Annotated in this window: 11 protein-coding genes; 4 read left to right on the top strand and 7 right to left on the bottom strand. The window is 67.3% G+C overall.

Annotation, left to right across the window (positions count from 1 at the left end):
• Nucleotides 1-530 precede the first annotated feature (530 nt).
• A complete protein-coding gene (locus BLQ49_RS00055; RefSeq protein WP_091712287.1) occupies nucleotides 531-1238 on the top strand; it encodes an alpha/beta hydrolase in 708 nt (235 codons plus the stop codon).
• Here the strand turns inward: BLQ49_RS00055 and BLQ49_RS00060 are convergent.
• The 3 genes from BLQ49_RS00060 to BLQ49_RS00070 form a co-directional block, all read right to left on the bottom strand.
• A complete protein-coding gene (locus BLQ49_RS00060; RefSeq protein WP_091712289.1) occupies nucleotides 1220-2398 on the bottom strand; it encodes an HPP family protein in 1179 nt (392 codons plus the stop codon). The genes BLQ49_RS00055 and BLQ49_RS00060 overlap by 19 nt on opposite strands.
• 83 nt (nucleotides 2399-2481) lie before the next feature.
• Nucleotides 2482-3732: a formyl-CoA transferase gene (gene frc, locus BLQ49_RS00065; RefSeq protein ID WP_091712291.1), complete on the bottom strand. Its 1251-nt coding sequence runs from the start codon at nucleotides 3730-3732 to the stop codon at nucleotides 2482-2484.
• 43 nt (nucleotides 3733-3775) lie between these two features.
• Complete coding sequence (locus tag BLQ49_RS00070) at nucleotides 3776-4234, bottom strand: PAS domain-containing protein (RefSeq protein WP_244507372.1); 459 nt, start codon at nucleotides 4232-4234, stop codon at nucleotides 3776-3778.
• 298 nt (nucleotides 4235-4532) lie between these two features.
• Here BLQ49_RS00070 and BLQ49_RS00075 point away from each other — a divergent pair, with 298 nt between their 5' ends.
• Nucleotides 4533-5186, top strand: a complete 654-nt coding sequence (locus BLQ49_RS00075) for an ABC transporter ATP-binding protein (protein ID WP_091712292.1) — start codon at nucleotides 4533-4535, stop codon at nucleotides 5184-5186.
• 137 nt (nucleotides 5187-5323) lie between these two features.
• Complete coding sequence (locus BLQ49_RS00080; RefSeq protein WP_091712295.1) at nucleotides 5324-6565, top strand: KpsE/RkpR family capsule polysaccharide export protein; 1242 nt, start codon at nucleotides 5324-5326, stop codon at nucleotides 6563-6565.
• A 126-nt stretch (nucleotides 6566-6691) separates the two neighbouring features.
• On the opposite strand, the gene BLQ49_RS00085 is transcribed toward BLQ49_RS00080, so the two are convergent.
• The gene (locus tag BLQ49_RS00085; protein WP_091712297.1) at nucleotides 6692-7294 is read right to left on the bottom strand and encodes a hypothetical protein; all 603 of its coding nucleotides are present in this window, start codon (nucleotides 7292-7294) and stop codon (nucleotides 6692-6694) included.
• A 244-nt stretch (nucleotides 7295-7538) separates the two neighbouring features.
• Here BLQ49_RS00085 and flhA point away from each other — a divergent pair, with 244 nt between their 5' ends.
• On the top strand, nucleotides 7539-9686 hold the full coding sequence (gene flhA, locus BLQ49_RS00090; protein WP_091712299.1) for a flagellar biosynthesis protein FlhA: 2148 nt from the start codon (nucleotides 7539-7541) through the stop codon (nucleotides 9684-9686).
• A gap of 219 nt (nucleotides 9687-9905) precedes the next feature.
• Here the strand turns inward: flhA and BLQ49_RS00095 are convergent, their stop codons facing one another.
• From BLQ49_RS00095 to fliI, 3 genes are all read right to left on the bottom strand, one after another.
• A complete protein-coding gene (locus tag BLQ49_RS00095) occupies nucleotides 9906-10973 on the bottom strand; it encodes a lysylphosphatidylglycerol synthase domain-containing protein (protein WP_091712301.1) in 1068 nt (355 codons plus the stop codon).
• 146 nt (nucleotides 10974-11119) lie between these two features.
• Complete coding sequence (gene fliJ / locus BLQ49_RS00100; protein WP_091713051.1) at nucleotides 11120-11527, bottom strand: flagellar export protein FliJ; 408 nt, start codon at nucleotides 11525-11527, stop codon at nucleotides 11120-11122.
• Nucleotides 11528-11588: 61 nt separating this feature from the next.
• Complete coding sequence (fliI, locus tag BLQ49_RS00105; protein ID WP_091712303.1) at nucleotides 11589-12941, bottom strand: flagellar protein export ATPase FliI; 1353 nt, start codon at nucleotides 12939-12941, stop codon at nucleotides 11589-11591.
• Nucleotides 12942-12985 lie beyond the last annotated feature (44 nt).

The raw sequence follows: 12985 nt of genomic DNA on the forward strand, positions 1-12985 counted from the left end.
GGGGAGCGGGCGTCTACGCCCGCAACCGTGGTGATGTCTCAGAGTCGGCCGGATCGCTCAGCGGTCCGGCCGTCTTCGGATGCGCGCAGGATGTGCCGGGTACCCCCGCCCCCGCAGAGGCTCGCGGATTCACACATCCTCTTTGGAGATCCAGCCCGGAGGGCAGAGGGTCTCACCTTCCTCCGAGCAGCCACCGGATTCACACATCGTGCGCTCCAATGCGGGCGCAGGATCGAGCGCCGGTCCCCTCTCCCGTGCGGGAGAGGGACAGGGTGAGGGATGCGAACTTTTAGAACGAGGCGCGCCCTGTCGGCGCGTTGATGACGTGCCCTATCCTGCGCCTTCTCGTCCCTCACCCCAACCCTCTCCCGCTCGGGAGAGGGGGCCTGTCGCGCTCTGCCGCCAGCGTCGTTGTCTGCTGGAGATGTGTGCATCCGGTAGCCCGCAGAGGGGGAGGGAGAGAAGCCGATACTACCGCGGGAGTCCTCCCAGCGACGCTTGCATACGAACCCATCCCGCGATGCCCTGATATGATCGATCCCGCCCTCGCCGGCCGCCTGGACTTCCGCCACCGCCTACCCGCTCAGGCCCCCCTCCCGCCGGGAAGGCACAACCTCGACCTGTTCGCCGAGCGTGACGCGGTGCTGGTGGTCCCCGAAGGCGTCGATCCCCACCGCCCCTCCCCGCTCGTGGTGCTGTTCCACGGCGGCGGTGGCAGCGCCGAGCGCATCCTGCCGATGCTGGAGCGCCATGCCCAATCCGAAAAGTTCCTGCTCCTCGTCCCGCAATCGCTGTTCCCAACATGGGACATCGTCATTGCGGGTCACGGTCCGGATCGGGAGCGCGTTGCGGCCGCGCTCGCGCACGTGGCCGACCGGTTCCTGCTCGATCCCGAACATCTCTGCTTCGCCGGCCATTCCGACGGCGGGAGCTACACCCTCTCGCTGGGACTCGCGAACGGCGACGTGGCGAGCCACCTGATCGTCTCGTCGGCGGGCTTCCTGTCGGTGCACCTGCAGGTCGGCGCGCCAAAAATTTTCCTGTCGCACGGGACGCAGGACGAGCAGATCCCGATCGATCGGAGCGCCCGGGTACACGTGCCGGCCCTGCGCGAGGCCGGCTATCCAATCACCTTTGTCGAGTATGACGGGCCGCATGCCCACCAGCCAGCCGTCGTGGCACAGGCTGTGGACTTCTTCCTGAGCGATCGGCTCGCGGATCAGGCCGGAACGGGCTGAGCCGGCGTGTGGATGCGGGCCGGCGCCTCGGGTGCACCGGCTTCGGCCAGGAGCGCTGGGATAAGGTCCGTCTGCGAGACGATCCCGATGAGCCGTCCATCGGCATCAACCACCGGTAGATGATGGAGTCCCGCCTCCGACATCCGGGGCACGAGCACTGCGATCGGCATATCCGGCCCGACAGGCTCGACCGCCGTCATGATGTCGGCGGCGCAGCCATGGGGTGCCCTGCCCCGTTCTGCAGTGAGAAGGAGGCGGCGTCCGAGACCGAGGCGCGGCCCGGACCGGTCCCAGGCAGCCTTGTCGAGGAGGTCGGTCTGCGTCACGATCCCGAGCACCCGGGCGCGCTCGTCGGTGACTGGCAGCGCCTTGATCCGGTGGCGGCGCAGCAGCCGCAGGGCCTCAGACAATGGCGCCTCGGGCGCGACCGCGATCACGTCGCGCGACATGATCGCCGCGCAGGTCATCGGCCCCGAACTGCGGCCGTAGACACGCATCTGCACACGCCGCAGGATCTGCTCCAGATCGCTTCGGTCGACATCGAGGAGTTGGTCGAACTCTTCAAGCGCCGCGTCGAGGTCGGCGGCCCGGAACCCGACCCGGGCGCCGGAGGGCGGGTCGGCTGTCCGCGGTCCGGCCGGGCGATGATGCGGGTAGGTGCGCCCGGTCAGGTTGTTGAACAGCAGGGCGGTGGCGAGCAGGATCAGCGAGTTGGCCCCCACCGGCCAGAGCACGAAGCCGTAGCCGAGCGCGTGGGTTGCCGGGCCACCCAGCACCGCCGTCAACGCCACGGCCCCGCTCGGCGGATGCAGGCAGCGCAGGAGCATCATCAGGGCGATCGCCACCCCGATCGCGCAGGCGGCCGCCACGAACGGGTCGGCGATCCACGCCGCCGCCGTGACGCCGACCAGAGCGGCAACCAGATTGCCGCCGAGGATCGACCAGGGCTGCGCTAAAGGGCTCGCCGGCACGGCGAAGAGCAGTACCGCCGAGGCGCCCATCGGGGCGATGAGGATCGGCAGCGCCTCGGCGGGGACGGAGGCCCGGCAGACGAGACCGGTCGCCAGGATCCCCACCAGGGCACCCGCGGCCGAGCGCAGGCGCTCGCGCTTGCTGACCGGGGTCAGCTCCGGCAGGAAACGACTCAGGAACGTACGCATCGGGTCCGGGGCTCGCACATGAAAAGGACGGCGCCGAGGCGGCGCCGTCCTGTCTCAGGATCGCGGAGGGCGTCCGGTCCCACTCAGACCGCACGGGCCTCGTGCATGGCAAGGATCTGCTCCTGCGAGTAGCCCAGATCTGCCAGCACCTCGTCGGTGTGCTCACCCAGGAGCGGCGAGGCCTTCACCTCGACCTGCATGTCGGAGAACTTGATCGGGCTTCCGACGGTCAGGTACTTGCCGAGCTTCGGGTGCGCCACCTCGACCACGGTGCCGCTCTCGCGCAGGGACTTGTCCTCGGCGATCTCCTTCATCGACAGCACCGGCGCGCAGGGGATGTCGTAGGTGCGCAGGATGTCGACCGCCTCGAACTTGGTCTTATCGGCGAGCCACTCCTCGATCGTCTTGAAGATGTCGAAGATCTTGTCCTGGCGGGCGCGGGGGGTGTTGTAGCCCAGATCGGTGATCCACTCCTCCTTGCCGAGCGCCTTGCAGATCGGTGCCCAGGCATGGCCCTGGATCGTGAAGTAGATGTAGGCGTTCGGGTCGGTCTCCCAGCCCTTGCACTTGAGCACCCAGCCCGGCTGGCCGCCGCCGCCCGCGTTGCCGCCGCGCGGCACCACGTCGGAGAACTCGCCGTGCGGGTATTGCGGGTATTCCTCGAGGTAGCCGAGGGCGTCGAGGCGCTGCTGGTCGCGCAGCTTCACGCGGCAGAGGTTGATGACCGAATCCTGCATCGACACGGCGACCTTCTGGCCCTTGCCGGTCTTGTTCTTCTGGTGGAGCGCCGTGAGGATGCCGATGGCCAGATGCATGCCGGTGTTGGAATCACCGAGCGCGGCGGCGCTGACGGTGGGCGGCCCATCCCAGAAGCCGGTGGTCGAGGCGGCACCGCCCGCGCACTGGGCGACGTTCTCGTAGACCTTCAGATCCTCGTAGTGATGGCCGTCGGAAAAGCCCTTCACCGAGGCGAGGATCATGCCCGGGTTCAGCTCCTGGATGCGCGCCCAGGAGAAGCCCATCCGGTCGAGCGCGCCGGGGCCGAAATTCTCGACCATCACGTCGGAGTCCTTGATGAGCTTCTCAAGGACTTCCTTGCCCGCCTGGGTCTTGGTGTCGAGGGTGAGCGAGCGCTTGTTGGAGTTCAGCATCGTGAAGTAGAGCGCGTCCGCGTCCTCGACGTGGCGCAGCTGGGTCCGGGTCACGTCGCCAGCGCCGGGGCGCTCCACCTTGATCACATCGGCGCCGAACCACGCCAGCAACTGCGTGCAGGCCGGACCGGCCTGGACGTGCGTGAAGTCGATGATCTTGATGCCTTCCAGCGGCTTGCTCATGGGGCGTCCTCCCTTGGAATGATTGGCGTTTCGGTGAAAGGGGTCAGGCCGGCACGGCGGCTTCGAGTTCGGCCACGCGCTGGCGCAGCTGCTTCTCCGCAGTCCAGCGCTCGGTTTCGTCGCGGATCACGGCGACGATTCCGGTCACTTGGTCGGAGGCGTCCCGCACCATTCCCACCGTGAAGGCGATCGAGAGCTGGTGACCGTCCTTGTGGATCGCCGGCACCCTCAGGGTCTCTGCCCCGTAGCGGGTGGTGCCGGTCCGCATCGTCTTGGCGTAGCCGTCCCAATGGCGACGGCGGTGCCGCTCCGGCGTGATCAGGTCCAGCGTCCGGCCGAGCGCCTCCGCGGCAGAGAAGCCGAAGATCCGCTCGGCGGCCGGATTCCAGACGGTGATCGCGCCGTCCGGATCGGCCACCACGACGGCATCCCCGATGGCATCGACGAGTCTCGTGACGTCGGACGTCGATCCCATCTGCGTGCAGGTTTCCCCATCGGTCATGGACGGTCTTTCTCTCCGTATGTGGAGCTAAAGTTCCGACTGAGCGACGTTCAGAAGAGCTATCCTCCGTGGCGTCGCTGGTATTTGGTATGCCATATGCCGATATGCGTCAACGGCGGGGTGGCGAGCTGCACTTTCATTCAGGCTAGCTTTGTATCCCGGAGGTTCCGGATCGGTCGCTCGGGCGGCACGTCCGATCGACCTATCGTGTTCTCAGATTTGCCGCTTTCGGCCGGCAGGAGCACGGCGGCCGACAGCTCGGACCGGCTGTTCGGCACCTCGCCCTGGAGACCATTCGGTGATCCGTTTCGAGAAAGTCAGCAAGGTCTACCGCACGGACGGTCATAAGCGGACCATCCTGGAACAGGCCACGTTCACCCTGAAACCGGGCATTTCCTACGGAATTCTCGGCATCAATGGCGCCGGCAAATCCACCACGATGCGGCTGATCGCCGGCACGGAGGATCCGACGCGCGGCAAGATCCATCGTGGCCTGCGCGTCTCCTGGCCGCTAGGCTTCGCGGGCGGCTTCCACCCGAAGATGACCGGCCGCGACAACGTCGTGTTCGTGGCGCGAATCTACGGGGAGGACCCCCGCAAGGTCCTGGAGTTCGTTGAGGACTTCTCGGAGCTCGGCAGCTACCTCGACGTGCCGATCTATACCTACTCGTCGGGTATGGGCGCGCGTCTCGCCTTCGGCATGAGCATGGCGATCCCGTTCGATTGCTATCTGATCGATGAGATCACCTCGGTTGGCGATGCGCGATTCTCGAAGCGCTGTGACGAGGTCTTCTCCCAGCGCCGCAAGCACGCGGACATCATCATGGTCTCACACTCCATGGAGACGATCCGGCAGTGGTGCACGCAGGGCCTCGTGCTGCTCAACGGCCGCGCGATCATCTACGAGGACGTCAACGACGCCATCGAGGTCTACCGGCGCTTGAACGCGTGAAGCGTCGCCGTCCGCGGCTTTAAGGACATGCTTTTGCCGTCTCCGCGTGGGAGACGACTCGGACGCGGGCGCTGCGCTGCGGTCGAGCGCTTCCGAGCGGATCGACCTTCGAGGCCGGGGAGGCCGGGAATCAAGCCATGAATATGGAGATCCGGAAAGCCGACGGGCAGCCGGTCACGACCGCGGAGCGCCAGCAGGCGGTCACCGAGTCGCTGCGCCAGATCGCGCGGATGTCGCGCTTCGCCGATCGCAAGAAGGGGATCCGGTCCTATCAAAGCCACGTCAAGAACGACCCCTGGATCCCGATCCTGTTCGTGCTCTGCTTTGTGCTGCCGGCCCTCGCCGGCGCCGTCTACTATGGGCTGATCGCGTCGGACCGGTACGTCACCGAGGCGCGGTTCGCGATCCGGCCGGCCATCGGCACAGCCGACAAGGCGAATCCAGATTCGGTGGGGACCAACTCGGGTGTGCCGAGCCAGATGGTGGCTCAGGACACGATGATCACCCGGGAATACATCCTGAGCCGGCCCATGCTGGAGACGCTCGAAGCACAGCTGCCGCTGCGCGAATGGTTCAGCAGCGACTCTATCGACTACGCATCGCGCTTCGATCCGAGCAAGCCGATCGAGAAGTTCCTGCGCTACTGGAAGCGGCGCGTCGATATCGATATCGAGCCCGGCTCCGGGATCATGTCGGTCAGCGTCGAGGCCTTCAGCCCGGACCAATCCCTCGCCATCGCCAAGGCCGTCATGAAGGAGGCCGAGCGGATGGTGAACGACCTCAGCGTCAAGGCGCGTGAGGATGCCGTGGCAGAGAGCACCCGCGAGCTGAAGCTCGCCGAGGAGCGGATGACCAAGATCCGTCTCGCGATGCGCGATCTGCGCAACCGCGAAGGTGTGCTCGACGCGCAGAAGTCGAATGAGGTCAATCTGAAGATGGTGGCCGAGCTGCGTTCGGCCCGGATCAACCTCGCGGTGCAGCTTGCCATCGGTCAGCGCGATCTCGGGCCTGAATCCCGCCGGATCATCGACATCAAGCAGCAGATCAAGGATCTCGACGAGAACATCGCCCGGATCGAGCGGCAATCAGCCAGCCAGGATCCGGAACAGAAGCGCCTGCTCTCGGATGCACTGACGCGGTTCGAAGCGCTCGATAACGATCGCAAGAACGCGGAGAAATACTATCAGCAGGTGCTGGCCGCCTACGAGCGCTCCCGCATCATCGCAACGCGCCAGATCGAGTTCTTCAGCCCGATCGTCGAGCCGGTTCGGGCGGAATCCTCCGTCGAGCCGCGGCGGATCCTGATGATCAGCCTGATTACCGCGGGCTCCGCCGTGCTGTTCGCAGCGGCCATGTTCGCGCGCAAGATGATGGCCTGAGGGTCGGCGAACACCGCGCCTTCGTTCAGGCGCTCGCCGCAGGACCGGATACCGGCTCGACGCAAGCCAGCGCGTCGAGCCAAGGCGTTAGACTGGATTCGGATCGCGATGCGGTCGGGGCCGCTCCTAACGGCTGGTGCCGGTGGGAAGGTCGGATCGGCTTGGCGTCGGTCCGACGGTGCCGCCGGTCCAGCCTTGCGCGCGCCACCCATCGGCGCGCTCGTCGAGGTCGATCGATCCTGCCCGATCCAGGATGGTGAGGACGTGTTCGGCCCGAGCATCCTCGGCGCGGACCGTCACCAACGTCCCACCCCGGCGCACGCCCTCGGCGTAGGTCTCGGCCTCGCCCTCGCTCAAGCCCGCCCCAGTCAGGCCACCGATCAGCCCACCGGCAGCCGCCCCGACGCCCGCCGCCGTCACGGCCGCCACGAGCCAGCCCGCCGCCACGACGGGGCCGAGCCCGGGGATTGCGAGGAGGCCCAACCCCGCAAGCAGGCCCGCACCGCCACCGAGAACCGTACCAACCGTAGCACCCGTGCCGGCGGAATCGATCGCCTCATCCGGCTGCTCCGCCTTGTCGATGGGCGGTAGCGCAGAGGCGCCGGGCTCCGTCCGGTTCGAGATGATGCTGATCTCGCTGTGGGGAATGCCGGCCGCTTCGAGCTGGTCCACCGCCCGGGCGGCGGCCTCGTAATCGTCGAACAAAGCGGTCAGGGCGCGCGCGGCCATGGCAATCTCCCGAAACTTCGGGCCTCACGCCCGGATCCGTGGCGACGGCGCCCCCGGTTGCAGCGGGAAACGGGACGGCTGTGACCGGGTCAAGCGATCGCCGACCGGTCAAGCGATGGATCCGCGACGGGTTCCCGTCCGCTCATGCCGGCGTTCTTAACGAGCCGCTAACCATCCACCCGGCAGATCTTGCCGGGTTCGCCATCGGGGACGCCCCCGCTGCGGACCACGACGGGTGGGATCGATGGCGGAGACGGCAAGCGCGCCGGCACGGATGGGCGCTGCGGCGCTCCTGGGACAGCTCGCGTTGCCGACCCGCAGCGACGTGCAGGCGCTGTCGAAGCGGTCCGATCTGCTGTTCGCCACCGGCGTGCTCGGGATCCTCGCGGTCCTGATCTTCCCGCTGCCGGCGATGCTGCTGGACCTGCTGCTGGCGGTGTCGATCATCATCTCGGTGCTGATCATGATGACCGGGCTGTCGATCGACAACCCGCTCGAATTCACCGTCTTCCCGACGTTGCTGCTCATCGCCACGATGTTGCGGCTGGCCCTCAACCTCGCCTCGACCCGCCTGATCCTTGGACACGGCCACGAGGGCACGGCGGCGGCCGGCCATGTGATCGAGGCCTTCGGTCACTTCGTGATGGGCGGCAACTTCGTGATCGGGATCATCGTATTCGCGATCCTGATCATCGTGAATTTCGTGGTGATCACGAAGGGCTCGGGCCGTATCGCCGAGGTGGCGGCCCGCTTCACCCTCGACGCCATGCCGGGCAAGCAGATGGCAATCGATGCCGATCTCTCCGCCGGCCTCATCGACGAGAAGGCCGCCAAGGCCCGGCGCGCGGCTCTTGAGGAAGAATCGTCCTTCTTCGGCGCCATGGACGGCGCCTCGAAATTCGTGCGCGGCGACGCGGTGGCAGCGCTGCTGATCACCTTCATCAACGTCGTCGGCGGCATCATCATCGGTGTCGCCCAGCAGGGCCTGAGCTTCGGCGATGCGGCCAAGAGCTACACGTTGCTCACCATCGGCGATGGCCTCGCGAGCCAAGTTCCCGCCCTGATCGTCTCCACGGCCGCTGGCCTTCTGGTCTCGAAGGCCGGCGTTAAGGGTGCGGCCGATAAGGCGCTTGGCAAGCAGCTCGCCCATTATCCGAAGGCGCTCGGCATGTCGGCGGCGGTGATGCTGCTGATCGCGCTCCTGCCCGGCATGCCGATGCTGCCGTTCCTGCTGCTGGGCGGCGGCGCCGGCTACGCCGCGTGGCGGATCAACAAGACCAATCTGGAGGCCCCGCCGCTCGACGCGCAGGGCGCCCCGATGGACGCCAAGGCCGTCGCGGCGGCGGCGGCTGCCAAGGAGGAGACGGTCACCGATCTGCTCAAGCTCGATGATCTGAAGCTCGAGATGGGCTACGCCCTGCTCGCCCTCGTCAACGGCGAGGGTCAGGACCGGCTCACGGATCAGATCAAGGCCCTGCGCCGGCAGCTCGCGGCGGAGCTCGGCTTCGTGATGCCTTCGGTGCGGATCCTCGACAACGTCCAGCTCGACGCCAACACCTACGTGGTGCGGGTGAAGGAGATCGAGGCCGGCACCGGCCGGATCTTCCCCGGCCAGTTCATGGCGATGGACCCGATGGGTGGGCAGGTCCAACTGCCGGGCCAGCACATGCTGGAGCCGACCTTCGGCCTGCCGGCCACCTGGATCGACGCGGCGCTCCGTGATCAGGCGCAACTCAAGGGCTACACGGTGGTGGACGCCGCCACCGTGGTCTCGACCCACCTCACCGAGGTGATCAAGGCGCATGTCTCCGAACTCCTCAACCACGTCGAGGTCTCGAAGCTGCTGCGCGAGCTATCGAAGGAGCACACCGACCTGCTCAAGGAGATCGTTCCGTCGCAGATCGCCACCACGGGCATTCAGAGGGTGCTGCAGTTCCTCCTGGCCGAGCGCGTCTCGATACGCGACCTCGGGGCGATCGTAGAGGCGATCGCTGAGGTGGCGGGCAGCGTCAAGAACCCGCGCGACGTGGTCGAGCACGTCCGCGCCCGGCTCGGCCGGCAGATCTGTGCGCAGTACCAGGACCAGAATGGCAGCCTGCCGATCATCACCCTGTCGCCGGCCTGGGAGCAGGCCTTCCTGGAGTCGATCGTCGGCGAGCGGGAGGAGCGCTACCTCGCGATGCAACCCTCGAAGCTCAGCGAGTTCGTCACGGCCGTGCGCGATCGGTTCGAGGCGGCGGCGCGGCAGGGCGAGATGCCGGTGCTGGTGACTTCGGCCCAGACCCGGCCATTCGTGCGCTCGATCATCGAGCGCTTCCGGCGGGAGACGCCGGTGATGAGCCAGGCCGAGATCCACCCGCGGGCGCGGCTGCGGACGGTGAGTTCGATCTGAGGGCATTGAGGATACGGCGTTGCCGACCCATTGCGCATCCGCCTGCAGCGGGTGGCACGACCACCTGTCTGAGTCGAACACCGCCGCTGACGATCGAGCGCGAGGCGCTCCCTCTCCCGCACGGGGGACCCGCGCCACGTCCTGCGGACATTTGGCAGCCCACGCTGTGCGTGTCCGCAAGCCTCTGCGGGGCGGGTGCGAAACGCCCCCTTACCCGCCTCAGATCGCCTTCTGCTTGAGCTCCCGCTCCAGCTCGTGCGGGTCGAGCCCGGGGGCGACGACAGGCGGATCCGGGACCACCGCCACCGTCGGACCGCGCGCGGCCGAGTCGATCGCTGCCGCAAGCCTGGACCGCTCGAAGACGACCACCACAACCACCGAGATCAAGGCCGGGATCCAAAAGTAGAAAATCCGGAAGATGATCACCGCCGCGATGATTGCGTCCTTCTGGGCCTCATCGGTGATGTGCATCGCCGTGATGAAGACGATCTCGAAGACGCCGAGACCGCCCGGGGCGTGCGAAGCTAGGGCCACCGAGAACGAGGCCAGAAAGATCGCCAGCACCGGGATGAAACCCGGGTTCATCGCCTCGGGAAGCGCGAAGTAGATGATGCCGGCCGCGCCCAGCAACTCCAGCGGAGCCGCCAGAAGCTGGCGGCCCATGATGCCCGGCCGGGGATATTCGAGCTTGAACGAGCGGATGTGCAGCGGGCGCAGGTGCAGGATCGAGCCGATCACGTACAGGCCGACGAAGGCCAGCATCCCGATCCCGACAATCAGCGCTATTTTGGGGTCGGTGAGGAAGCCCGGCAGCCTGCCTTCGAGCCGGCTCAGCAGATGCGGATCCACCACCAGCGTGAAGCCGCCGAGCAGCACCGTGCCAAGGAAGAAGGTGAAGGAGCACAGGGCCACCAGCACGGCGACCTGCGCCGCGGTCAGGCCCTTGGCGGTGTAGGCCCGGTAGCGCACCAGGGCGCCCGAGAAGACCGAGGCGCCGATATTGTGCGAGAGCGCGTAGGTCGTGAAGGAGCAGAGCGAGACGAACAGCCACGAGATGTGGCGGATGCCCAGGTGCAGCAGCGCGATTCGGTCGTACCACGCGAGGGCCGAGTAGGCGACAAGGGTCGAGAGGGCCGCCAGCAGGATCCGGTGCGGCGGGATCGCCAGGATCGCGGCCCAGATCGCCGCGAGCGAGGTCGTCTTTAATTCCTGGTAGAGAAAATAGCCCGATACGACGACGGCGGCCAGGCCGATGAGCGGCCAGATGAACTCGCTGATCTTCTTCATGAACACCGACGCCCCGGGGAGAGCCCCTGATGCGCCGTCACGCGGCGCCCTGCAAGCGGCGTGACGCCACCAAGGGCCCCCTTGTCAGGTGATCATGACGGTTTCGTGCCGCGCGCCCGGTGGAGCCGGCCTCCGCACCCGCCGTCTCAGCCCCGGGCGCGGTTCAGCCCGATCCCGTCCATCGCAGCCTGTTCGCGGACCGATTCGGCAGCCCGTTCGGCGGTGCGCTCCCGATCGTTCAGGATCTCGACCTTCTTCAGCTCCTCGAAGGCCTCGCCCAGCTCGGCCTTGGCCTCGGCAAGCTGCCCCTCCAACGCCTGTGCGGATTGGCGCATGTTGTCCCGGCGGGTGGCCGCCGCACGGGCATAAGTCGGGTAGGCGAAGTGACCGACATCGGTGATGCCGGCGCGGGCCTCCTCGACGGCGACCTCCCGGTCCAACTCCACCGCCATGCGCTGGAAGTCGGCCATCATCATCTCGATTTGAGTCACGCGCCGGCGCTTCTCATCGACCTGGAAGCGGCGCAGGCGGATCAGCGTGTCACGCGATTTCATCAGGACGCTCACTCCACGCAACGCTCAAGGCCGTGCCGAGGATCGCGCCTGGCCCGTGCCCCTAGGCCCCGCCGACGATCTGACCGAGCCGTGCGTAACCATCGCTGATGGACGTTGCTTCTTCCTTACCCTGCCCAAGAAAAGCCTCAAGATGCGGCATGAGCGCCACGGCCTCGTCGACCTCCTGCGATGAGCCCGCGCGGTAGGCGCCGAGCCGGATCAGCTCCTCCATGTCGGCGTAGGTGGAGAGCACACGCCGTGCCCTTCGCACCACCGGCAGAAAGGCCGGATCGCAGGATCGCGGCATCGTCCGCGAGACCGAGCGCAAGACGTTGATCGCTGGGTAGCGCCCGCGCTCGGCGATGGCGCGCTCCATCACGATGTGGCCGTCGAGGATGCCGCGCACCGCGTCGGCCACCGGCTCGTTGTGGTCATCTCCCTCGACCAGAACCGTGAACAAAGCCGAGATCGTCCCCTGTCCGACCCCGGGTCCCGCCCGTTCCAGCAGGCGCGGCAATTCCGAGAAGACGGTGGGCGTGTAGCCCTTGGCGGTGGGTGGCTCGCCGGCGGCAAGGCCGATGTCGCGCTGGGCCATCGCGAAGCGCGTGATCGAATCGATCATGCACAGCACCTTGGCGCCCTGATCGCGAAAATGCTCGGCGACCGACAAAGTCACGTAGGCGGCGTTGCGGCGCATGAGGGCCGGCTCGTCCGAGGTCGCCACCACCACCACCGAGCGGGCGAGGCCTGCTGCGCCCAGATCATCCTGCAGGAACTCCTGCACCTCGCGCCCGCGCTCGCCGACGAGGCCGATCACCGCCACGTCGGCTGCGGTGTAGCGGGCCAACATAGAGAGCAGCACGGACTTGCCGACGCCCGAGCCCGCGAAGATCCCCATCCGCTGGCCGGCGCACATGGTCAGGAAGGTGTTGATACACCGGACCCCGAGATCCAGCGGTCCGCCGACCCGGCTGCGCGCATGGGCCGGCGGGGGGTCGGCTCGGAGGGGATAGACGTCCGGACCCTGTGGCAGGATCCCAAGCCCGTCCACGGGACGGCCCAATGCGTCGATGACCCGGCCGAGCCATGCCGCAGACGGGCGGATCGCGCCGGCAGCCTCATCGCGGACATAGGCCGGACAGCCGCGGCGGACCCCCTCCAGCGAGCCGAAGGGCATGGCCAGCGCCCGGTCGCCTTGGAAGCCGATGATCTCGCAGGGTACCCGCCCCCGGCCGTCCGCACCCTCGACATCGATCCGGCCGCCGAGCCGCATTGCCGCCACGGGCCCCGCAATCTCCACCAGCAGGCCCCGGATCGCCACGACCCGGCCGTAGGTCTCCAGAACCTCGACGCGGTCCAGAGCCGCCTGTGCCGCCGCCAGGGAGGAAACGGATCTTGCCGAATCCTGTGTCATGAGCCGCGCTCTCAACGCTTCGTTTACCGGCCTCCTTAACACTG

The organism is Methylobacterium phyllostachyos (assembly GCF_900103445.1).
Lineage (GTDB): Bacteria > Pseudomonadota > Alphaproteobacteria > Rhizobiales > Beijerinckiaceae > Methylobacterium > Methylobacterium phyllostachyos.

Bases quoted from the DNA above. Each gene is read 5' to 3' on its own strand.
- fliJ (WP_091713051.1), bottom strand. From the start codon at position 11,527: ATGAAATCGCGTGACACGCTGATCCGCCTGCGCCGCTTCCAGGTCGAT.
- BLQ49_RS00055 (WP_091712287.1), top strand. From the start codon at position 531: ATGATCGATCCCGCCCTCGCCGGCCGCCTGGACTTCCGCCACCGCCTA.
- BLQ49_RS00070 (WP_244507372.1), bottom strand. From the start codon at position 4,234: ATGACCGATGGGGAAACCTGCACGCAGATGGGATCGACGTCCGACGTC.
- fliI (WP_091712303.1), bottom strand. From the start codon at position 12,941: ATGACACAGGATTCGGCAAGATCCGTTTCCTCCCTGGCGGCGGCACAG.
- flhA (WP_091712299.1), top strand. From the start codon at position 7,539: ATGGCGGAGACGGCAAGCGCGCCGGCACGGATGGGCGCTGCGGCGCTC.
- frc (WP_091712291.1), bottom strand. From the start codon at position 3,732: ATGAGCAAGCCGCTGGAAGGCATCAAGATCATCGACTTCACGCACGTC.
- BLQ49_RS00095 (WP_091712301.1), bottom strand. From the start codon at position 10,973: ATGAAGAAGATCAGCGAGTTCATCTGGCCGCTCATCGGCCTGGCCGCC.
- BLQ49_RS00060 (WP_091712289.1), bottom strand. From the start codon at position 2,398: ATGCGTACGTTCCTGAGTCGTTTCCTGCCGGAGCTGACCCCGGTCAGC.
- BLQ49_RS00085 (WP_091712297.1), bottom strand. From the start codon at position 7,294: ATGGCCGCGCGCGCCCTGACCGCTTTGTTCGACGATTACGAGGCCGCC.
- BLQ49_RS00080 (WP_091712295.1), top strand. From the start codon at position 5,324: ATGAATATGGAGATCCGGAAAGCCGACGGGCAGCCGGTCACGACCGCG.